Source organism: Peribacillus sp. FW305-BF15 (assembly GCF_058783805.1).
Genome location: NZ_JBYSYV010000021.1, coordinates 44044 through 66289, shown reverse-complemented (window position 1 = coordinate 66289; position 22246 = coordinate 44044). Strand labels below are relative to the sequence as shown.

26 protein-coding genes are annotated in these 22246 nt (G+C 39.9%); 21 read left to right on the top strand and 5 right to left on the bottom strand.

All coding sequences use genetic code 11. The features are described from left to right. Positions 1-159: 159 nt before the first annotated feature. Positions 160-588 carry a BrxA/BrxB family bacilliredoxin gene (locus AC3WLU_RS20225; protein WP_057277313.1) on the top strand — a complete coding sequence of 143 codons (429 nt, stop codon included), beginning with the start codon at positions 160-162 and terminating at the stop codon, positions 586-588. Between the two features lie 76 nt (positions 589-664). Further along, a complete protein-coding gene (locus AC3WLU_RS20220) occupies positions 665-1444 on the top strand; it encodes a class I SAM-dependent methyltransferase (RefSeq protein WP_187049644.1) in 780 nt (259 codons plus the stop codon). Here AC3WLU_RS20220 and ggt read toward each other — a convergent pair whose 3' ends face one another. Next, positions 1445-3133 (bottom strand): gamma-glutamyltransferase, encoded by a 1689-nt coding sequence (gene ggt, locus AC3WLU_RS20215; protein ID WP_492597793.1) that lies wholly within the window; start codon positions 3131-3133, stop codon positions 1445-1447. 436 nt (positions 3134-3569) lie between these two features. Here ggt and AC3WLU_RS20210 point away from each other — a divergent pair, with 436 nt between their 5' ends. Beyond that, positions 3570-4187 carry a YpjP family protein gene (locus AC3WLU_RS20210; RefSeq protein WP_098864250.1) on the top strand — a complete coding sequence of 206 codons (618 nt, stop codon included), beginning with the start codon at positions 3570-3572 and terminating at the stop codon, positions 4185-4187. 188 nt (positions 4188-4375) lie between these two features. Continuing rightward, the gene (locus tag AC3WLU_RS20205) at positions 4376-5146 is read left to right on the top strand and encodes a TerC family protein (protein ID WP_492597792.1); all 771 of its coding nucleotides are present in this window, start codon (positions 4376-4378) and stop codon (positions 5144-5146) included. Positions 5147-6267: 1121 nt separating this feature from the next. Here the strand turns inward: AC3WLU_RS20205 and AC3WLU_RS20200 are convergent. Next, positions 6268-6510 (bottom strand): hypothetical protein, encoded by a 243-nt coding sequence (locus AC3WLU_RS20200; RefSeq protein WP_048686776.1) that lies wholly within the window; start codon positions 6508-6510, stop codon positions 6268-6270. 224 nt (positions 6511-6734) lie between these two features. Between AC3WLU_RS20200 and AC3WLU_RS20195 the strand changes: the two genes are divergently transcribed. The 11 genes from AC3WLU_RS20195 (at position 6735) to AC3WLU_RS20145 (ending at position 15332) form a co-directional block, all read left to right on the top strand. After that, a complete protein-coding gene (locus tag AC3WLU_RS20195; RefSeq protein WP_187049642.1) occupies positions 6735-7448 on the top strand; it encodes an anthrax toxin lethal factor-related metalloendopeptidase in 714 nt (237 codons plus the stop codon). Positions 7449-7505: 57 nt separating this feature from the next. Further along, positions 7506-8300: a thymidylate synthase gene (locus AC3WLU_RS20190; protein WP_098864252.1), complete on the top strand. Its 795-nt coding sequence runs from the start codon at positions 7506-7508 to the stop codon at positions 8298-8300. Further along, positions 8297-8782: a dihydrofolate reductase gene (locus tag AC3WLU_RS20185; RefSeq protein WP_034307562.1), complete on the top strand. Its 486-nt coding sequence runs from the start codon at positions 8297-8299 to the stop codon at positions 8780-8782. The genes AC3WLU_RS20190 and AC3WLU_RS20185 overlap by 4 nt, the downstream gene beginning before the upstream one ends. 150 nt (positions 8783-8932) lie before the next feature. After that, positions 8933-10201, top strand: coding sequence for a threonine ammonia-lyase IlvA (gene ilvA / locus AC3WLU_RS20180; RefSeq protein WP_034307560.1), 1269 nt, complete (start codon positions 8933-8935; stop codon positions 10199-10201). Positions 10202-10394: 193 nt separating this feature from the next. After that, positions 10395-10586, top strand: coding sequence for a twin-arginine translocase TatA/TatE family subunit (tatA, locus tag AC3WLU_RS20175; protein WP_034307557.1), 192 nt, complete (start codon positions 10395-10397; stop codon positions 10584-10586). An 85-nt stretch (positions 10587-10671) separates the two neighbouring features. Next, positions 10672-11418: a twin-arginine translocase subunit TatC gene (tatC, locus tag AC3WLU_RS20170; RefSeq protein ID WP_034307555.1), complete on the top strand. Its 747-nt coding sequence runs from the start codon at positions 10672-10674 to the stop codon at positions 11416-11418. Positions 11419-11553: 135 nt separating this feature from the next. Further along, on the top strand, positions 11554-11817 hold the full coding sequence (locus tag AC3WLU_RS20165) for a DUF2535 family protein (RefSeq protein ID WP_306804680.1): 264 nt from the start codon (positions 11554-11556) through the stop codon (positions 11815-11817). 226 nt (positions 11818-12043) lie between these two features. Next, the gene (locus AC3WLU_RS20160; protein ID WP_492597791.1) at positions 12044-12886 is read left to right on the top strand and encodes a DegV family protein; all 843 of its coding nucleotides are present in this window, start codon (positions 12044-12046) and stop codon (positions 12884-12886) included. A gap of 153 nt (positions 12887-13039) precedes the next feature. Next, on the top strand, positions 13040-13630 hold the full coding sequence (locus AC3WLU_RS20155; RefSeq protein WP_268591209.1) for an SCO family protein: 591 nt from the start codon (positions 13040-13042) through the stop codon (positions 13628-13630). A gap of 278 nt (positions 13631-13908) precedes the next feature. After that, entirely contained in the window at positions 13909-14751 is an 843-nt protein-coding gene (locus tag AC3WLU_RS20150; protein WP_413003513.1) for an SGNH/GDSL hydrolase family protein, read from the top strand. After that, a complete protein-coding gene (locus AC3WLU_RS20145; RefSeq protein ID WP_057277322.1) occupies positions 14748-15332 on the top strand; it encodes a YpmS family protein in 585 nt (194 codons plus the stop codon). The genes AC3WLU_RS20150 and AC3WLU_RS20145 overlap by 4 nt, the downstream gene beginning before the upstream one ends. Positions 15333-15386: 54 nt before the next feature. On the opposite strand, the gene AC3WLU_RS20140 is transcribed toward AC3WLU_RS20145, so the two are convergent. Beyond that, positions 15387-16127, bottom strand: a complete 741-nt coding sequence (locus AC3WLU_RS20140) for a DUF4397 domain-containing protein (RefSeq protein ID WP_413003515.1) — start codon at positions 16125-16127, stop codon at positions 15387-15389. Between the two features lie 234 nt (positions 16128-16361). On the opposite strand from AC3WLU_RS20140, the gene msrA reads away from it, so the two are divergent. Then, positions 16362-16853, top strand: coding sequence for a peptide-methionine (S)-S-oxide reductase MsrA (gene msrA / locus AC3WLU_RS20135; protein ID WP_371748535.1), 492 nt, complete (start codon positions 16362-16364; stop codon positions 16851-16853). After that, positions 16843-17271: a peptide-methionine (R)-S-oxide reductase MsrB gene (gene msrB, locus AC3WLU_RS20130; RefSeq protein ID WP_057277324.1), complete on the top strand. Its 429-nt coding sequence runs from the start codon at positions 16843-16845 to the stop codon at positions 17269-17271. The genes msrA and msrB overlap by 11 nt, the downstream gene beginning before the upstream one ends. A gap of 51 nt (positions 17272-17322) precedes the next feature. Here the strand turns inward: msrB and AC3WLU_RS20125 are convergent, their stop codons facing one another. Beyond that, positions 17323-18411: an SGNH/GDSL hydrolase family protein gene (locus AC3WLU_RS20125; protein WP_492597790.1), complete on the bottom strand. Its 1089-nt coding sequence runs from the start codon at positions 18409-18411 to the stop codon at positions 17323-17325. A gap of 294 nt (positions 18412-18705) precedes the next feature. Here AC3WLU_RS20125 and AC3WLU_RS20120 point away from each other — a divergent pair, with 294 nt between their 5' ends. Next, positions 18706-18873 (top strand): YjcZ family sporulation protein, encoded by a 168-nt coding sequence (locus AC3WLU_RS20120; RefSeq protein ID WP_063575872.1) that lies wholly within the window; start codon positions 18706-18708, stop codon positions 18871-18873. A 1-nt stretch (position 18874) separates the two neighbouring features. On the opposite strand, the gene AC3WLU_RS20115 is transcribed toward AC3WLU_RS20120, so the two are convergent. Then, positions 18875-19024, bottom strand: coding sequence for a hypothetical protein (locus AC3WLU_RS20115; RefSeq protein ID WP_230137084.1), 150 nt, complete (start codon positions 19022-19024; stop codon positions 18875-18877). Positions 19025-19180: 156 nt separating this feature from the next. Here AC3WLU_RS20115 and AC3WLU_RS20110 point away from each other — a divergent pair, with 156 nt between their 5' ends. The 3 genes from AC3WLU_RS20110 (at position 19181) to AC3WLU_RS20100 (ending at position 22246) form a co-directional block, all read left to right on the top strand. Continuing rightward, positions 19181-20155, top strand: a complete 975-nt coding sequence (locus AC3WLU_RS20110) for a S66 peptidase family protein (RefSeq protein ID WP_492597789.1) — start codon at positions 19181-19183, stop codon at positions 20153-20155. 217 nt (positions 20156-20372) lie between these two features. Continuing rightward, positions 20373-20702 (top strand): hypothetical protein, encoded by a 330-nt coding sequence (locus AC3WLU_RS20105; RefSeq protein WP_034307530.1) that lies wholly within the window; start codon positions 20373-20375, stop codon positions 20700-20702. 179 nt (positions 20703-20881) lie between these two features. Further along, positions 20882-22246, top strand: coding sequence for an aspartate aminotransferase family protein (locus AC3WLU_RS20100; protein ID WP_063575874.1), 1365 nt, complete (start codon positions 20882-20884; stop codon positions 22244-22246).

Here is a 22246-nt window from a genome sequence, read left to right as displayed (position 1 = left end):
CTAAAACATGGTGGCAGAAGGAAACTGGATTTCTGTCACCATGTTTCTTTGTGAAGAAAAATGAAATTTTACAAAGCTTTAAGCGTCATTTTTGCATATGTACTGAAGAATATAGTATCATTATACTAATTGAAGAATTGTAACCAAGGAGGTTTTTTTATGTCGATGGCATATGATGAATATATGAAACAAATGGTGAAACCAATGCGTGCGGAACTGGTGCAGGCAGGTTTTGATGAGTTGGAATCCGCTGAAGCGGTTGAAAACTTTATGGAATCGGTGGAAGGTACGACACTTGTGGTCGTGAATTCAGTTTGCGGCTGTGCTGCCGGGTTAGCTCGTCCAGCTGCTACTCAAGCCGTACTCCAAGCGGACAATAAGCCAGATCATTTGGTAACTGTATTCGCAGGCCAAGATAAGGAAGCGACAGCTAAAATGCGCGAATACTTCGATGGAATAGAACCTTCTTCACCATCCATGGCTCTTTTAAAGGGCAAAGAGGTCGTACATTTCATTCCGCGCCATGATATAGAAGGACAGCCAATGGAAGCCATCATGGAAAATTTATTGGCAGCGTTCAGTAAGTAAATAAGTGATGAAGCGGAATGTCCTGGAAACAGGGCATTCTTTTCAAATTTTAAGAGAGTATGAAGGGGTAGGATTCATGTTTGTCACAACAGTAGGAAGAGCCGATAAAGAAACGATGATATTAGCCAAAAGGTTAGCTGAAGAATTGCAAATCCCCTTTATAGCAAGAAGAAAACGATCGGTGAGTGATATCCAAGCGGAACATAATGAAGATGATTGCCTTGTTTTTGGTAAAAAGCGGATGGAGTTATATCGATATCAGGAAAAAGAACCATTCTTTTTTCATCCGAACCTAGCGATGATCCGTATAAAAAGAATAATGCGCGGAGAGAGTGATCCATTTCTCATTGCCGGAGATATAAATGAAGGGAATACTGTGCTTGATTGTACCTTGGGATTGGGCTCTGATGCGATTGTCGCAAGTTTCGCGGTGGGTGAACATGGACGGGTTGTCGGATTGGAAGGAAATCAATATTTGGCCTTGCTCGTGGACCGTGGAATGAAAACATGGGAGGATGCAGAAGAAAAAATGATTTCTGCGATGAGAAGAATAGAGGTCAGGCAGGGTGACCATTACGAAATATTGAAAACATTGCCGGATAATCATTTTGATGTCGTATATTTCGATCCCATGTTTGAAGAAACGATTCAGGAATCGAATGGTATCAGGGGACTGACTCATTTTGCGGATGGTAAGGATCTATCGGTTGAAATAATGAAAGAAGCCAAGCGGGTTGCGCGCAATAGAGTCGTGTTGAAAGACCATTACCGCAGCTCCCGCTTTGAGGAATTTGGATTTGAGGTACTAAAAAGAAAAACATCCAAATTCCATTTTGGCTTCATTTCCATCCAGTGATCACGATTTATAATCTGTTTCTTCCAAACCCATTGCACAGCCTTCCCGGCTTGAATCGGCAGCACCATAGTTTGAGCCATCGGGGTTGATTTGAATCGCTTGGACATTCCCTATTGAGTGGGGAACTTCATTAAAGGCGAAGCCCATTGCTTCCAAGTGACCTTTGCTAGTCATATCCATTCCAGGCTCCCATTCAATATGAGGCCCCATCGGAGTGAAAATTCTAGGTTCTTCGATGGCTGCTTTCAAATCCATTTTTAAATCGAGTACATTAATAATCGTTTGTACGACTGAACTGATGATGGTTGGTCCTCCTGGTGACCCTAACGTCAAGATCGGCTCGCCGTCTTTAAAGATGATGGTCGGGCTTTTACAGCTGACTGGGCGTTTATTGGGCTGCACTTCATTCATGCCGCCAGGAATGGAATCAAAATCAGTCAGTTCGTTATTCAGCATGAAACCATAGTCGGAAACCATAATGCCTGACCCGAATGGATGTTCCACTGTAGAAGTGCATGCTGCGATATTACCCCATCTGTCACGGACAGTAAAGTGCGTCGTTTCACTGATCTCTTCTTCATTAGGTTGCGGAATGACTTCCCTTTGTTGCACGGAATCATAAATCCAAGGGTTTCCAAAGTCAATGGCATTATTTCTTGCCTTGAAATTAATGAATGAGCGGCGTTTAGCTATATACTCATCATGCATGAGACCCGCCAATGGCAATTCGGCAAATTCGGGATCAGCGAGAAATGCTTTTTTATCTGTAAATGCCAGACGCATCGCTTCTGCGATTAAATAATATTTTTCCCAAGAACGGGCGTCATATTGTTCAATTTGGAAGCTTTCCAAAATTTTCAGGATTTGAATGACCGTGAATCCGCCGGCACTTGGCGCATTTGATGAAGCAATTAAATAATCCTTATAAGTCCCATACATTGGTACATCGATAGTAGCTTTATAGCCCTTTAAATCAGAAAGCTCCATGAACCCTCCAAGTTCTTGTATGCAGGAAATGATGCCCTCTCCGATTTCACCTTCATAAAAAGCGGAAATTCCTTCACGTTGTAATATCCGATAGGTATTCGCCAATTTTTCTTTAATCAGCAAATCGCCATCCTGATAGGGTTTTCCGTTTGGTATGAAGAACTTGCGCGCTTCATCGCCCAATCGATATTCAAAGTTTTTAAGAGCATCGCATAGAACCCAATTGACGGGAACTCCTTTTTCAGCAAATTCAATGGATGGCTCGATAAGTTCTGCCAATGGCTTGCTGCCATTTTCGGCGAGTGCTTCATCCATAGCTTTCAGTATTCCAGGAATGCCAACCGCTGTTGCTTTGATAGATCTCTCTTTAAAAGGGATGACTTCCCCTTTTTCATCAAGAAACATGTCTCGATGTGCGGCTTTAGGTGCCCTTACATGGCCGTCGTATATTTTCGTTTCCTTATCTTTTGCATTATATACCATAAGAAAACCACTTCCGCCGATACCAGTCATCATTGGTTCAACAACATTTAGGGCAAATTGGATGGCGACGGCCGCATCGACAGCATTTCCACCTTCACGTAATATTTTTTCCCCTATTGAAGTTGCGACAGGATGAGCTGTAACGACCATTCCGGAGCTCCCTTTCGCAGTTTCCCTTTTGTAATCCTTATCTTTTATCTTCTCATTGTTGTTTTCCAAAATGATTCCTCCATTATTCAGTCCTTTTATCTGCCAAAAAGGTAAACTTATGTTTGAGTGAAAAGAAAACCTTGTCATTATAGAAAAATGACAAGGAGATTTTTCGTAGGTATTCATTTATTCTTAATCAGCAAATGATAAATATACGAAAAATGCTAATGTAACAAGACATAAAGCCACCATGGCAGTCGAAGCCATATAAGACCCCTCCTTAAAAAGACTTGAATCTAATTAATTTCTCCAAAAATCGTCAAAATCCTTCATTTAAATGTAAATTTATTGATATTTATTAAAAAGTTCGAGTTCATTAAACTTTATATAGGTATTTATCCTTTTTTTTGATTTTTAAAACATGGGTAACTATATATTCGTAATTACCAAAAAATAAAAGTATACTAAATATAAAGACAATACAAAAAAGGAGGGGGAGTGTGAGTTGAAAGCAGCGGTTTGGTTCAGGAAAAGTCTCGTCATTTTAGTATCCGTTTTGACGTTTGGTCTTGTCACTCCTTCAGATCTGGCGTGGTTAGCGGAAGCCGATTCGTTAAAGGATACTAAAAAGGGAATAGTGGAAGAAGAGGGATTAGCCTATCTTCCTTCGCAGAATTCAACTGAAATTGAGGAAGAATTCAACCGGGAAGAATTTTTATCGGACATCCTGAATAAGGCAGAGGAAAACGCATTTATGAAATTTGGCGATAAGATCAATCCAAAAATTGGCGATGAATTCAAAATGGTCATATTACCAAAAATGGAAGAAGCCATTACAGAAATGGCTGCACAATTTCCGGATGAAAAATTACAGCAATTGACCATCACTGAGCAGCCGAGTGCCGGCAGGGCCGAGAAGATATTCCATATTTATGATTCAATCAGCGGCAAGGATATCATCAGATTCCATGTAAGGCAGGAAAATCCCCCATTGGAAGGACATTGGTTCGATTTTCACTATCATACTCATCATGATTCATTTGCCACCCATTATAATATAGGGAAAATATATTGGGATAAAAATACGCCGCCAGAGTGGACGAGTAAACAAAAGCTCTCATAGTGGTGGATTTCGTTGATTTTATTTAAGTGGAAGAGTATGATGAAATGAAACTTAATAAGCATCGAATGATACGTTGTCCTGCAACGTATTTATTTTGTGTTAAAGTAAAGTTTTTATCATAACTGGGAACAATGTTATTTTAAAAGGTTTTCTAATTTTGCTGTTTTAGGAACAGAGGAGTCTTTATCATGTCAGAGTTGTTAAATAACATCGTGCAAACGTATGCTCAATTTTTTGACTGGCATATGTGGGTGGAGGTTTTATCCGACCCTGTGAGCTGGGGGTTGATAGGAACGCTCGTCTTAATGGAAGGATTGCTATCAGCGGATAACGCACTGGTATTAGCTGTGATGGTCAGGCACCTTCCTCAAAAACAACGGAAAAAAGCATTATTTTACGGTTTGTTTGGTGCTTATGCTTTTAGATTTATAGCGATTGGAATCGGTGTTTTCCTCATAAAGCTTTGGTGGGTGAAGGTGATTGGAGCCGCCTACCTTGGTTGGCTCTCGTTTAAATACTTTAGGGATAAAAGAAAAAAACAAGCTGGGATCGACGAAGATATCCAGGGAATGAGTAAAAACAGCATACTGATCCGAATGTTTGGTACTTTATGGGGAACGGTTGCGGCAGTGGAATTGATGGATATAGCATTTTCCGTCGATAGTGTCTTGGCCGCTTTCGGAGTGAGTGAAAAAGTCTGGGTCCTTTTGACAGGCGGAATGATTGGTGTCTTGATGATGCGGGGAGTGGCCGGAGTATTTCTAAAATTGATAGATAAGGTTCCAGAATTGGAAACTGCCGCTTATATCCTTATCGGATTCATAGCAATAAAAATGTTAATGGCAGTTGCAGGGATCGAAATCCCGCCTGTGATCTTTTTTGTCTTTATATTACTGATTTTCGGCACTACAATCGTGTATCATTTGAAGAAAGGGAAAAAGGTCAAGGAACATGGCTGAGCGCCATTTAAAAAGCTGTCATCAAAATGATGTCAGCTTTTTTTCGCCAAAGCTTCGGAATGGTCTCATCCCGAAGCCCTTTCCCGATTTTTCATAAAAAAGTTCATTGTTTAAGAATCAAATTAAATGAAGAATTATTCTTGTTAGTAATTGTATTTTCCCTTGAGGAAGTATCAATGGGATGACAAGATGGTTTAAATGAAGAAATATCAAGTTTATGTTCCGAGAGGGATCTGTAGATTGATGAAAAAACAATTCATTATATTAAAAAATAATCACTCTCTTCGCCCGCAGGAGTCTCGTACACCTCTTCCGATCAACTGGAACGTTTTTTTGAGGGTTAGTAAATCTGAGCGTTGATTTCCACTCCAGGCACTCGCTTTCCGCGGGCGGTCCGGGAGCCTCCTCGGCGCTCGCCTGCGGGGTCTCCCTTGGCCACGCTTTTCCCGCAGGAGTCTCGTACCTTACGTTCCAATCAACTGGAATGTTTTTTAAATGAAAACTACAGGGTAACTCGCTTTTCTTCTAAATTGTCATCAGTCTGGCGATTTGAATGGTCTCAATCCTAACCATAATTTTAAAACAAACTTTGTCTTGCTTTTTTATAGACGAAACCCTCATAGGATTGAAGAAATTTGCGACACTCCTGCCGAATAACTGACTAGCCGAGACCCCACAGACGCTTGCGTCGAGGAGGCTTGACAGTCAGTCGGCGGAAAGGGAGCGGATTTCTGAAATCAACTGAAATGTTAATACAAAGAAAAAATTGAAGGTGAAAGGCTTTTTCTTCGAATTCATCAGCTTTGCGGTTGTCTCAATCTGTCAATAAACTTGGTCCGAAAGGGTCCCACCCTAATATGATTTAAGAATTTTTCTTCATGTTTTTACTTTTTTATATGGACGAAACCCTCATAGAATTGAAGAAATTTGCGACACTCCTGCCGAAAAACTGGCTAGCCGAGACCCCACAGACGCTTGCGTCGAGGAGGCTTGGCAGTCAGTCGGCGGAAAGGGAGCGGATTTCTGAAATCAACCGAAATTTTAATACAAAGTAAAATTTGGAGGTGAAATGCTTTTTCTTCGAAATCACCTACAGTTTAAAGCTGACATCAAATATGATGTCAGCTTTTTTTATGGAAAATATCAAGTATTTGAAGAAGAGCGGTAAATGTAGTGAAAAAAAGCAAAGGCAATAAAAAGTTAAGCCATAGAGAAGATAGTAGCGGATGCAGCAGTATGCCAAAGAAAATGGAGAACAGAAAAAGGTCGAGAATGATAAACACTTTTAAACTGTAAATATCAAGGACTTCTTCAGCAAGTTCATGTTGCTCATTCAAGATGGCTTTTTTATTGTTGGTTTCCATGCGATCACCTTAAACCTTTTACGATTATATATATTTGATATATGAAAACCGCGGATCAATGGTTCTTCTCAGGATGAATGTGCAACCAAAATTACCAAAAAAACATAGAACTTTTACATTCAGGCAATATGTTATACTAATATAATAGTATGTAAGATTTAGAGATTTTAAATAACATATATTTTCTTAACGATACATGAAGAATGAAGAAAGGGGAGAAGAGTATGAAAAGGAAGAAATGGTGGTTATCCATATTAGCATTGTTTGTCTTTTTACTCTCAATGCTCTCCTATTCATTAGCCAAAGATGATGGGGTAAAATGGCGGAATTTACCCAAAGATAATCTTTTAAGACAAGCTGAACTTTTTAAGGGAAATAAAGAATTGCAAAGAATATTTTTATTTCCAGAAGAGGAGTACGATCAAGGGGAAGCACTGAAAATTGCTGGAACCATTAATAAATTGCCTCATTCACTTTTGTTGAAAACAGCGGAAAGTGGTGTGAGGATCAAACTATTCGATGGCGATATAACGGAAAATCAATCCGCGGCCAAATTAAAGGGGAAAACTCCGCGTGGTTATTTGAATAAAGAAACAACTTGGGATGATGTGCCTGGTATGGGCGGATCACATACGGTATTGGTTAAAATCGGGGCGAGTGACAAGGGCAACGGGCATGGCTCGGTTAATTTGGAACTGCATGAGCTGGGGCACTCCATTGATAATATAGTGTTTGATGGAATCCGTGATGACATGGATTATTTGAAGATTTGGGGTAAGGAAGTGGATGGGCTGTTTCCAGGGATTACGTATTTTTCCAACTACCCTGAGGAATATTTTGCAGAAACGTTCGCCATGTTTTATGTGAACCATGAACAAAATCAATTGCTTAGACAAAAAGCACCCGAGACTTATAATTTTATTAAACAATTAGATTAAACATTGGGCAATAATACGTTAAAATAAGGAGAATGAAAGTAGAAAAGGTGGTTTATCATGAAGCAATATTTAGATTTATGTAAGCATGTACTCGAAAATGGAACGCAAAAAGGTGATCGTACGGGGACAGGAACGATCAGTACCTTTGGATATCAAATGAGATTCAATTTAAAAGATGGATTCCCTGTACTTACAACGAAAAAGGTTAGTTTAAAAGCGATTATCCATGAACTATTATGGTTTTTGAAGGGTGATACAAACGTTGGGTACCTTCAGGAAAACAGTGTGCGCATCTGGAATGAATGGGCGGATGAACAGGGGGAATTAGGTCCGATTTATGGTCATCAATGGCGTTCCTGGGGAACGGCCGATGGAAGGCAAATCGACCAAATCAGTGAATTGATCGAACAAATCAAGACGAACCCAAATTCAAGAAGATTGATAGTCAGTGCTTGGAATGTTGGGGAACTGGATGAAATGGCCTTGCCGCCTTGCCATGCTTTCTTTCAATTCTATGTTGCTGATGGCAAGCTTTCATGTCAGCTATACCAACGTTCAGCGGACGTCTTCTTAGGTGTTCCTTTTAATATAGCTTCGTATGCGCTTTTAACGATGATGATCGCCCAGGTGTGTGATTTGGAAGTTGGCGAATTTGTACATACTTTCGGGGATGTCCACATCTACTCTAACCATCTTGAACAAGTGGAACTGCAGTTGACTCGTGACCCGAAACCATTGCCAATCATGAAAATCAATCCAGATGTGAAAAATATCTTTGATTTTAGCTTCGAGGACTTCGTTTTGGAAAATTACGAAGCCCATCCCCATATAAAAGGTGAGGTTAGCATATGATATCATTGATAGTGGCTATGGATCAAAATCGTGTGATAGGTAAAAACAATAAACTGCCATGGCATTTACCAGCAGATCTGCAGTACTTTAAAAAAGTGACGATGGGCCATCCAATCGTCATGGGGCGAAAAACATTTGAATCGATCGGCAGGGTCCTGCCTGGCCGCGAAAATGTCATCGTCACCCGCAATCAGGAATTTAAAGCGGAAGGCTGCGTAGTATTACATGATATTGCACAAATCAAAATGTTCGCAGATAACCATGAAGAGGAAGTCTTCGTAATTGGCGGAGCCGAAATCTTCAAGGAAATCCTTCCTTTTACCGACCGCCTGTATATTACGGAAATTCATGAAACTTTCGAAGGGGATACTTTCTTTCCCGAGATTGATGAAAATGAATGGGATGAAATTTCCTCAAACCCAGGCAACATCGATGAAAAAAATCGATTTGCACATGATTTTATTATTCTACAAAAAAAATAAAGTGCTAATCCGATTATGGGGAAATGACCATAATCGGATTTTTTTGGTATGGGACAACCAAAAGAAAGAATTTTTAGAAAAATCAATTACATTAATAACAGTAAAGTGCTATAATGATTGAATTCATCAGAAAGGAAATGAGGGATTGTTATGAATCAGACTGCATCTAAGAATAGGGGGATTCAATTGGAAGACATTCTAATTGCCTATAGAGAACTGAAAGAAATCGTTTTACATACACCTTTACAAAAAAATCAGAGGCTCTCTGAAAAATATGATTGTAATGTTTATTTAAAACGCGAGGACTTACAACACGTACGTTCCTTTAAATTAAGAGGGGCTTACTATAAAATGAAAAGCCTGACCGAGGAAGAGACGAAGAACGGAGTCGTTTGTGCCAGTGCAGGAAACCATGCACAGGGTGTTGCTTTTTCCTGCAGCCAATTGGGCATTCACGGGAAAATTTATATGCCTGCTACAACTCCAAGGCAAAAAGTCGATCAAGTTCAGCTATTCGGCAGGGATAATGTGGAGATCATCCTAATAGGGGATACATTCGATGATGCATTTGCCATGGCGATGGAATGCTGTGAAAAAGAAGAGCGTTCCTTTATCCATCCATTTGACGATGAAAAGGTAATCGCCGGGCAAGGTACAACGGCTGTAGAAATCCTGAACGATTGTGAAGATGGAATCGACTATGTATTTGCCGCTATGGGCGGCGGCGGGTTAATGGCCGGAGTATCGAGTTATTTCAAATCGGTTTCCCCAAATACGAAATGCATTGGAGTTGAGCCGCAAGGTGCTGCTTCGATGGAATACTCCTTCAAGGAAGGAAAAGTATCTGAACTCGAAAAAATAGATACATTCGTTGATGGAGCAGCTGTCAAGTGTGTGGGACAGTTAACATATCAGCTTTGTAAGGAAAACTTGGAAGATATCGTTGTCGTACCTTCAGGCCAAATCTGTACGACGATTCTCGATTTGTATAATCAGCATGCGATTGTCGCTGAACCGGCAGGTGCTATATCTGTAGCCGCGTTGGATTCATATAAAGAACAAATCAAAGGAAAAACGGTTGTTTGCATGGTCAGCGGAGGGAATAACGACATTGGGCGCATGCAGGAAATTAAAGAAAAATCCTTATTATATGAAGGGCTGCTTTATTATTTTATCGTGAATTTTCCACAACGTGCTGGCGCTTTAAGGGAATTCCTTGATGAAGTGTTAGGACCGAATGATGATATAAGCCGTTTTGAATATACGAAGAAAAATAATAAAGAAAGCGGGCCGGCCCTGGTTGGTATAGAGCTAAAAGATAAAAATGATTATGAAGGGCTCATCCAAAGGATGAACAAGAAAGGATTCTCTTTCGTAGAGGTCAATAAAGACAGTAATTTATTTCACTTGTTGATTTAAACATGGATAAAATGTTAAATTAGGATAGAATAATACCTATGTTTTTACATTTTATCTGCCGGCCCAGTCGTATATGGGCATACTGTCGATAATTGTTACCATTCTATGACGAATTGCCAGTTCCCTTTCAATTGGTTGGAAATGGTATTATAATCGGAGTAGGTCTAATTACAACACCAAAGGGGATGTATCCATGTCGAACATTGGAGTACCTGGTCTAATTCTAATCTTAATTTTGGCATTAATTATCTTTGGTCCGAAGAAACTTCCAGAAATTGGCCGTGCTTTTGGACAAACGCTTCGTGAGTTTAAAAAATCCACAAGTGATTTAACAAAAGGTGATTATGAAGAAGATAAGAAGCTACAACAAAAAAATCATGAATGATTGAATGCTGGGCGTAAGATGGAATCGTCTTGCGCCTTTACGCTGTAACAAAGATACGGATTTTCAGATGAAGGCGTGATCAACTTTGGAAGATAAGGAATTAAATATCATCGATCATCTCGATGAATTGAGAAAACGGCTCATCATTACAGCTGTTGCTTTTGTCATCTTTTTTATCGCCAGCTTTATTTATGTTGAGGAGATTTATAATTGGTTCGTGAAAGATCTCGATTTTGACCTGATGGTATTGGGACCGAGTGATATTATCTGGATTTACTTCATGCTTGCAGGTGTCGTAGCCATTGCGGCAACGATACCGGTAATTGCCCTGCAAATCTGGTTATTCGTTAAACCCGCTTTGATGCCAAATGAAGTGAGGGCGACCCTTGCCTATATTCCAGCACTTTTCCTGCTTTTTATCGGAGGGCTTGCTTTCGGTTATTTTGTCATCTTCCCGACCATTCTTCAATTTTTGATTGAATTGGGTGATGGGATGTTCATAACCAGTTTTACAGCTGATAAGTACTTTTCATTCGTATTTAATATGACGATACCTTTTGCTGTTTTATTCGAGCTTCCTGTCGTTACCATGTTTTTGACCTCCCTTGGCATAATAAATCCTTATGTGCTTCAAAAATTAAGGAAGTATGCATACTTTGTACTGGTTGTCATAGCGATATCGATTACGCCGCCTGACTTTATGTCAGACTTTATGGTGATGGTTCCATTGCTGTTATTATACGAAATCAGTATTTCATTATCTAAAGTCGTCTATAAACGAAGGGTGAGACGTGAAAGCTTGCGGGAAGACACCTACGAGGAAGGTTTATAAGAAGAAGCCCATAATGGCATTTTGCCCTTATGGGTCTTTTTTTTATGATTATCAATCTGATTTCTCTGTTTTTTTACACATTTGAATATTTATACTTTTGGATTTATTGTGTATAATGTAAGCAATCGGTTAAAAATGAGGATTGATATTTTGATGTTCAAATGCTTGGAATTCAAAGATTGTTTTGGACATAAGGTCACCATTTCAGAAATACCTGTCTTACTGCCTAGTGATCCGAATTTTTTTATGTTGACCGTGCGTTTGGAAGTATTTGTTAAGAAGGTTTTTGCCAATAAAGATCATAAAGAAAATTACTCATTTAAGCATTATTTAGCATCCGTACTCAAATGGCCCGTTTACAACAAGCTTTTTTTTGGAAGTTTACTCAATAATGCTTAATGCGGATTGTTCCATAGCTAACATCTCCGTTAAAAGAGATGACACGAATGCCATGCAATATCGAATGTATCGGCATGTGTTCAGGTTAGCTCATGGAACGGTCTTTTTTTGTGTAATCATTTCAAAAGATAAATATCACTTCAGTCGAAAAATGAAACCTTTGGTTTGAATGCTTACCTTGAATAGGTATAATACAATAGATATGTTAATTTAGGGATGTGTAATGATGAATAAAGTAAAGATAGTAACAGACTCGACAGTAGATATGACCCCAGAGGAACTGGAATTTTATGATATTACAATGGTCCCTTTATCGATCTTTATAGATGGGGAGACTTTTTTGGATAAGGTCGAAATCGAACAAGAAGAATTCCTGAAAAGGATGAACCAGTCAAAAGAACTGCCAAAAAGCTCACAACCGGCCGTAGGTACCTTTGTGGAGGTATATGATGAACTCGGAAAAGACGGCAGCGAGATTATTTCCATACATATGACAGGTGGCATGAGCGGTACTGTTCGTTCAGCGGAAAGCGCAGCTAGCATGTCTGAAACGAAGGTTACCGTTCTTGACTCGAAATTCATTTCAAAAGCGATGTCATTTCAGGTGATCGAGGCAGCGAAGATGGCGAAGGAAGGGAAATCCGTAGCCGAGATAATTGAACGATTGGAACATATTAAAAAGCAGTCAAGTTTAATCATTGTCATAGAAACACTTGATAACCTCGTTAAGGGTGGAAGGATTGGCAAAGTTTCTGCTTTTATCGGTTCATTTCTGCACATAAAGCCGATTGCACTTCTTGATGATGGTGTACTGAACCCTGTATCCAAAGCCAGGAGCCAGTCACAGGTCGTCAAGTTCATCATCAAGAAATTCAAAGAAGAGACTCAAGGCAAAAAGATTAGAGGCATCGGTTTTGTACATGCGAATGGCCTTGAAATAGCGGATAAGGTCCGCCAGGCCATTGCAGACTTGACAGGATATCAAGACATAAAGATAGAAGCAACGACTGCCGTTGTCAGTACCCATACAGGTGAAGGCGCCATGGCGATCATGTATTATTGGGACTGATAAGGATATACCATATGAAACTGCGTTTGGCGGCGGTTTCGTCACTTTTACAAGTGTCTTTAATTCGTAGAAATAGTTGCTGTCCTCATTCCGGATGGTCTGTTAGAATAAATGAAGTAACAGAATATTTTATACATAAAGGACGGGGTAGGGATGAGAAAGCTGCAATTGCTTATGGCAGCTATGGGAGCGTCAATTTTATTGCTGTTGACCGCATGCGGTTCCAATGGGGTACCTGATGCCAAAAATTGGGACCTTGAAGACTTCAGTTATATCGATCAGGAGGGGAAGCCTTTCTCAAAAAGCGATCTTAAAGGAAAGGTTTGGGTAGCGGATTTTATATTCACGAGCTGTGAGACGGTCTGTCTCCCTATGACTTCGAATATGACGAAGCTGCAGCAGCAATTGAAGGATGAAGGGATTAAGGATGTAGAGTTCGTTTCATTTTCCGTGGATCCGGAAATTGACAAACCTGATGTTTTAAAAAAATTTGGTGACCAATTTAATGTGGATTACGGCAACTGGCACTTTCTGACCGGTTATGGACAGGAAGAAATCGAGCAGTTTGCATTGGATAACTTTAAAACGATCGTCAAAAAACCAGAAGCGGAAGATCAGGTGATTCATGGGACCAGTTTTTTTCTGATGGATCAAGAAGGAAAGATCATCATGGATTATACAGGTCTGCAGGATATTCCGTTTGATGAAATCATTAAGCATATTAAAATTTTACAGAATTATTGAACAGGTTAAATGACCTGTTCTTTCTGTTTTCATCCTTCTTAATTACCGGGCTTTATCGATGGTGAAAATGAGCAATAAGTTTTTGAAGAAACAGCGGTAGTGAAGAATGATTTTACATGCTAAGTAACATGCTAATTTTTATAGGACTAGCTTTAATTCACAGCGTTTTTCATATTGTATAGTAAGTAATGCTCAATTTTGGAAGTACAATGAAGGTATATTGTTTGCAATTTTTCGTTTTCTGCATGATATAATATATGGGTAGGAAGGTGAGGGTCATGAGGAACAAAATCACCTGTCTTTTCATATGCCTAGTTTGGATTTCAGGCTGCAGTCAAAATGAAACAGCCTCAAATCAGCCATCTGTTCAGCAGAAAAGCATAGTTGAGCTGAGTAAAAAGGAAACCATTCCTGCCAGCTTTTTTCCGGACCCTGTGAAAATCGTGTCAATTGGCGACTCCTTGACTCAAGGTGTCGGTGATAGTAAAGATAATGGCGGGTATCTGCCTTATTTACAAAATAAGCTGGAAAAAGAACCATCGATTACTTCCGTTGAGATGATTAATCATGGCATACGTGGAAATAGGACCGACCAACTATTGAAAAGACTGGATAAGACTAGGATTAAAGAGGACATAAAGCAAGCTGACTCGATTGTCGTCACAATCGGTGGAAATGATATCATGAAGGTCTTTAAACAGAATTTCTCCAATCTGGAACTGAATCAGTTTGATTCGGCAAAAATAGGGTATGAAAAAAGATTAAGGCAGATACTTGATAAGGTTCGTTCCGAAAATGATTCTGCGCAAATATACCTTGTAGGCGTCTACAATCCATTTTCCAAATGGTTCGGAGATTTTTATGAACTTGATATGATCATGAATGATTGGAATGAAAGTGGAAAAGAGATCATTGAAGAATATGATTCAGCATATTTTATTGAAATAGCAGACATTTTCGAGAATCCCGAAGAAGATTTGCTTTATGCCGAGGATTATTTTCACCCAAATGACCGCGGATATGAATTAATCGCGACAAGAATCTATAATGATATGGATATTACCACTATCGGAAAGGACACATTGGAAGCGAGTGCCAAAGGAGATGATGACCAAGAATGACAAATGTCAAATGGAAGACTTTGTTTATTTCCCTATTAGCCTTAAACATCCTGGTCATCCTGTTTGTAACGATTTTAGTTAATCTGCCGACTAAAGATAAAGAGCTGATACCCAAAGTAAGCCGCGAAGAAGATATCCAATTTCAAATTCACACGAATCGGGAAGATTTGACAAGGTTAATCAACCAGTATCTGGATAAAGAGGGGTTAACGGGATCCATTCACTATGAAGTGTATTTAACGGATGAGGTGGAGCTATACGGAACAATGCCATTTTTCAACCGTGAAGTGGAAATGAAATTGACTTTTGAACCAATTGCCCAAAAGAATGGGGATTTGATTCTTAAGCAAAAATCAATTGCAGTCGGTAAAATGAACCTTCCTGTTTCATATGTAATGAATTTGATTAATGAGCGATATAATATGCCTGAATGGGTTAGCATAAGCCCCAATGATAAAAGTATTTATGTGTCATTACAGGATATGGAACTGAAAAGCGATATAAGGGTGAAGGCGAAAGAATTCGATCTGAAAAATGATGACATTTCATTTTTATTGACCATCCCATCATCATTACAGTGATCGTGAATAAATGGATAAAAAACCAGGATCGATGCATCCTGGTTTTTTATTCATTTATGGGGAGAGCGTTAGGGTTTCTAGTGAGGATGATTCCCGATTCGATCCGATTATATAAATGGTAGAGGAAGTATTTTCTTGAAATGCTTTGTTTGGCAAAGGGAGTGCGATTTCTTTTGTTCCAGCTTTCCTCACTTCGAAGTCAACTATCATGGGATGAATAGTGAGATATTCGCTTGCTTTCCTGAAATGGAGTTGATCAAAGACGACATCTCCGCCTTTGACCGCAATGTCCACCGAGGGTAATTCATGTGAAAGCTGGATGAATCGGACCTTTGCTTCATTTGGGGGAACAGATGGGTTATCCTCGAAAGGTAAAATTTTCAACGATTCGTTAGCCACGGTAGGTGCTAGAGCAATGGTATAGGAAGCTCCGATTTCGAGAGCCACTTTACAGCTTAATAGAGGTGAGGTGTTTTGCCCGCTGCGGTATATATCCAATTGGTACTTGCCGGGGGGCAGTGGTGAATAACCATTGCACTCTTTATACGAGAAATTTTTGAGGATACGCATTTCATTTACATGAATATCAAATGGGTGAGCTGTTGGGGCAGCATGTAAGAAGCGGACTTGTGCAGGCAGTAGGACAGTTATTTGTTCATTTCTGTATGTTGAATTTTCGAAACTTTTCAAATGTTTATGGTAATAATAATCATGAAATTCCGAATCGCTGTTTTTATAAGACGATAGTAAATCATATGTTTCCGATTTTTGTGGATATGATTGTTTATCGCTCATTTCCAACACCTCTCATTTTTCCATCATGTTGTTAACATATGTAATCATGCTTGGGCGTGTGTCTCCTTTTTAAAAAGAAAGGTAACATTTTCGTGAAAAGGCTCTCGGCATATTATTTTACAGGGGTATATAAAAACGTTAAAATGCATTCAATGGATGGTTTGTAAAAAAGGAGGATTTTCATTGACAAAGCAATTAGAGAAAGCAACATTCGCAGGTGGATGTTTCTGGTGCATGGTGAAACCGTTCGATGAACAGCCCGGCATCGAATCCGTTATCTCGGGCTATACAGGCGGGACTACGGAAAATCCCACGTACAAAGAGGTTTGTTCTGAAACCACGGGACATTATGAAGCTGTTCAGATCACCTTTGATCCAAACGTATATCCATATGAGAAGATAATTGAGTTATTTTGGCAGCAAATTGATCCGACAGATCCTGGCGGGCAATTTTATGACCGGGGAAGTTCTTATCAAACGGCCATTTTTTATCATGACGAAAACCAACGTGAAATTGCAGAAGCATCCAAAGCCAAGCTGCAGGCGAGCGGGAAGTTTTCCGGACCGATCGTAACCCCGATTATACCGGCCAAAACGTTTTATCCAGCCGAGACATACCACCAGCATTACTATAAAAAGCAACCTGAACATTATGAAAGATATTCGACTGGCTCAGGACGTAAAGCATTTATACAACATCACTGGGGGGAAAAAAATGAAAAGTAAAGAAGAATTAAAAAAGAAACTTACTCCGATTCAATATGAAGTCACGCAAAATAATGGAACGGAACCAGCCTTTAACAATGAATATTGGAATTTGAAGGAGGAAGGATTATATGTGGATATCGTTTCAGGCAATCCTCTTTTCACTTCAAAGGAAAAGTTCGATTCAGGCTGCGGTTGGCCAAGCTTCACTAAACCGCTTAAAGAAGAGGAAGTGGTGGAAAATCTCGATACGAGTTATGGTATGAGAAGGATCGAGGTCCGCTCAAAAACTGCCGATTCTCATCTGGGACATGTTTTCAATGACGGGCCGGGACCGTCAGGATTACGCTATTGCATCAATTCTGCATCATTAAGGTTCATCCCGCTCCAAGATCTTGAAAAAGAGGGATACGGGGAATATAAAAAGCTTTTTGAGTGATTGGAAAACCCCCTATCAGATTATGATAGGGGGTTATTTATTGAGTAATATTCAATCTGTGATGATTGACGCGATCCGGACATATGGAATGTCGGTCAGGTCCATTGCTTTAGTCCTGCCAGTCACCTCAAAACGGACAGTATGTGAACCGGGGCGAAGTCCATTAGTGACAAATAAATATCTTTCACGGGCAAATGGCCACCATGTATTCAAAGTCGTGATTTCATTTCCGTCAATCCATACATTCACTTCCCCGCCATCAGGACTTCTAAGCAGTTTCACACCAAGCATACTCCCTTTGAAGGTATATTGAATCACACTGCCCTTTTCACTACTAGTGAAATAGCCGCCCATTGGCCGGAAACCGCTCATTTTTTCATAGTGGTCAATTTCCGATAATTCAAAACCGGAACGGGCATGCAGCTTAGTTGGAAGAACCGCTACAGCCTTCTCTTGTTTGATGTTATCCAGGAACCGTTCATAAATGGCATCGGCATATAATTTATACCCCAGCCCATTTGGATGTACCAAATCTTTGGTCAGCTGTTTTTCCGTATATCCTGAATTTTTGAATATCGGCCGCATATCCACATTTGTAGCACCATAATGTTTGGATAAAAGTCCAATGGCTGACGCAAATTCCTCATATTTCAAGGAACTCTCTGTTATTGTGAATAACTCAGCATTAGGGTGGAGCCGTTTTGCCTTTCTCATTAACGCTTCATATGTCATGGTAAAATCATCGACATTCATATATTTGCGGTCATTTTCACCAAAAACGATGAAAATCAGATCTTTATGATCATGCTTCCTTCTTTGGGAAAGCTTGAATAGGCCCTCAAAAGCTGTTGATCCGCTTTGGACCACGTAGTCACCGTGTAACGGAATATCATTGGCATCATTCATCTTATTTTCTAGCTGTTTGAACCATGTTCGATTAGGATTTTCAGCTCCCGATCCTCTTCCGATACTGTCACCAATGACGAGATACTGAATGGGCTGGCCTGATTGGAATTTTTGATAAACATTTATCGAATCATCTGATCCATATGTTTTAGGAACTTTTTGAAGGATATAGCTGATAAGAAGGATCGTGGCGATTGCAGCGAAAGGGATGAAGGATTTTGCTTTCGTTTTCAATTATGTTCCCCCGTATTGCCTTTTATGTATCCATGTAGGTATGAGATAGCTTAAAGAGGCTAAGAATTGTTTTTTCCTTATTATATCCCAATTTTAAAGTAACACAATAAATTTGTGACAATTTTCATGGTTACTCGTAGGATTTCAGCCATTGAATGAATAACGCTTAAGATGGTGTTGATTGAAGTTTTTTCTTAAATCCAAAAAAATAGGCAAATGCACAGACCAAGGCGGGCGTATCGACATATGGTAAGGTGTAAAGAGAAAACAGAATTCTAAAAGGAGTGAAACTTAATGTACGGATATGGTGGAAATGGTGCAGGACCAGGGTACGGATATGGTGGCGGTGGATACGGCGGTGGTGGATACGGCGGCGGTAGCTGCGGATTTGGATCAGGCTTCGCTTTAATCGTTGTCTTGTTCATTCTATTGATTATCATCGGTGCTTCATTCTGCTGCTAATTCAATAACCCAAAGACCAGTTGATAAAGCTGGTCTTTTCTTTATGTATGGAAATTGGTGGTTTGACGGTGGACTTTTCCAATTCCATGGTTGCTGACTGAATCGTCATGGATAAATCTAGGTGATAATGGGACAGGCGATACACAGCCATTCCTTTTTTAAATCCTGATTTCTGTGCATCTGGAATGGCGTGAGAATTCAAAGAAACTAGCTCGGTGAATGTAATACGATAAAGGACTTAGTTTTCTTTGTAAATCATTTCTGCTAAAATAACGACAGAATGTAATTAATTTAGGGGGATAAAGATATGAAACCTTCCCGTTTACAAGCAGGGGATGAAATTCGCGTAATTGCTCCTTCTAGAAGCTTGGCGATTGTCAAAGGGGAACAACGCAGATTGGCAGAAGAAAGATTGACTGAGCTTGGTTTTAAAGTGACATATGGTAAAACGGTTTTGTTCCATGATGACTTTTTCTCTAATTCGATCGAAGACCGGATCAAGGATTTGCATGATGCGTTCAGGGATCCGAATGTTAAGGGGATTTTCACAAGCATAGGGGGGTATAACGCTAACCAATTGTTACGGTATATCGACTATGATTTGATTAAGGAAAATCCAAAAGTGTTGATGGGGTATAGTGATATAACCGCCATTTTATTGGCCATTTATAATAAAACAGGCTTAACTACATATTCAGGTCCCCATTTCTCGACGTTCGGGATGAAGGCTGGTCTGGAATATACGATGGAATATTTTAAAAAGGCTGTAATTGAAAGTGAAGGCTTTTATCTTGAACCAAGTGAAACGTGGAGTGATGATTCTTGGCATTTGGAACAGGATGACCGAACTTTCCACCCGAATGCTGGATACATGGTCATTCAGGAAGGTGAAGCTGCCGGGACAATCATTGGGGGAAATCTTTGTACACTCAATCTATTACAAGGTACAGAGTACATGCCATCTTTAAAGGACAGTATCCTTTTCATAGAAGATGACGAAGAAAGCCATCCATTCAGTTTTGACCGGGATTTACAATCCTTGCTCCATCAGCCAGGTGCAAGTGGCATTAAAGGAATAGTCATCGGCCGTTTCCAAAAGGATTCAGGAATGACTGAATATGCTTTGCAGGAAATCATCGCCGCCAAAAAGGAGATAAATGGCATACCCGTGATCGCTAATGCCAACTTTGGTCATGTTCATCCTTTTGTAACTGTGCCGGTTGGTTCAAAAGCAGTAATGAAAGTGAAGAACGGAAAAGCGACGATCCAGATCCATCCATGAACAGTTTGAAGACGCCGTTCAAAAAATGGACGGTGTTTTCATCTGTTAGGGGTATGTATATGGTTTTCATTATGGTGTATATTAGGAGTCTTTCCTCTTGTCAGTACTGGAAATTGTCCTATTTTACAAGCATTCTTAGGGAATATGAGTCTAATAGTTCAAATTCTTTATTTTTCTGATATAATACTAAGAGATTTAAAATAGAAAAGGTGATTATGTGTTATTAACAATTCCAGCATCCATTCGTTTAGAAGGGGCTTTGGCCGAGTATAATAAAAAAGGCCGTGTGAGCCATACATGTTCCGTTTGTAACGAAGACACTTCTAACGGGGATGCAAGTAACTTGAACTACTATAAGTTAGGAACTAAAAAAGTTTGTCATTCCTGCATGAAAAATGTTTTGCGTCATCCGTCTTTAAAAGAGTATGAATATGTACATACTTCAAATATCGATAAAACGGCTTTTTATAAAAATGTGTTGGCTGTTTTAAAGGATGAAAGTTTTTTGGAATCCATTCGTGAAGAAAAACTAAATAGCGTATTGTAAGAAAAAAGTGTATCTCTCGCGGATACACTTTTTTTGTCGCCATTTTTGGAAAATCTCCATGAAACCAAGAAATTATCCGTATACATGCTTAGGCCAATTTCCTTAGCAAGATTACCTTCATCTGGACATACACTTTATTATATGGCATTTGTTTTTAAAGAGAAGGAGTGTGCGGGCTTATGGAGCAGTCTTCATTGATTAAACCGGTCCTGGGAGGAGCCTACCCGACTATCAGTCATGGTCAGGGAGTGTTTTTATACGATAAAAATGGAAAGGATTATCTCGATGCTTCTTCCGGTGCCGTTACAGCCAATATTGGCCATGGAGTCCAGGAAATCATTGAGGCGATGGTAAAACAGGCTCAACAGGTTTCGTTTGTGTATCGTTCCCAATTTACCAGCGATGCTGCAGAGAAACTTGCCGGAAAAATTGCAGAATTGACCAAAGGGGAACTGACATACAGCTTTTTTGTAAACAGCGGCTCCGAGGCGACTGAAACGGCATTAAAAATTGCCATTCAGCATTGGCAGGAAAAAGGGAAGCCAAAGAAACAGAAAATCATATCGAGATGGATGAGCTACCATGGCATCACGATGGGAGCTCTTTCAATGTCTGGACATCCGATTCGCCGGGAACGCTTTACTCCTTTGCTTGAATCATATCCTTCTGTATCTCCTCCATATTGTTACCGATGTCCACTTCAACTTGACCAACATACTTGCGGAATGGCCTGTGCTTCGGAATTGGAAGCATCAATCCGGCGCATTGGCAGTGAAAATATAGCGGCGTTCATTGCAGAACCTGTTATCGGCGCAGCCGGAGGGGCCATTGTTCCTCCTGACGGTTATTTTCAAAAACTCAAGAAAATCTGCGAAGAGAATGATATTTTATTCATTGCGGATGAAGTAATGACCGGATTTGGACGTACCGGTAAGATGCTTGCTTCCGAATATTGGGATGTGGAACCTGATATCGTGACATTAGGTAAAGGTATGAGTGGGGGGTATACCCCAATAGCGGCGGCAGTAATGACCAAAAACGTGATGGAACCCATAATGAAAGGATCGAAGTCAATTATAGGAGGTCATACTTTAAGTGCAAATCCGTTATCGTGTGCGGTATCTTTGGCGGTTTTAGACTATGTCGAAAGGAATGAACTTGTCGAAAAATCAGCCGACAGGGGGAATTACCTGATTAGGGGCTTGAAAAAGTTGGCAGGGAAGTATTCCTTTATCGGTGATATACGCGGGAGAGGTTTATTGATTGGCATCGAATTTGTCCTGGATAAAGCAACGAAGGCCCCATTTCCGAAGGATGCAGATGTGACCAATGAAATCATTGAATTGGGAATGAGGAACGGAATCCTTCTTTATCCCGCAGCTGCAGGCCTTGACGGTGTAACCGGGGCAGCCCTCATCATCTCCCCGCCGCTAACGATATCGGAAGAGGAGTGTGCTGAATTGTTAATGAGGGTCGATATAACCTTTGGGCAATTTAATGAATCGATAGGTAAACGATCATCACAACAAGGAAGTGAGTCATAG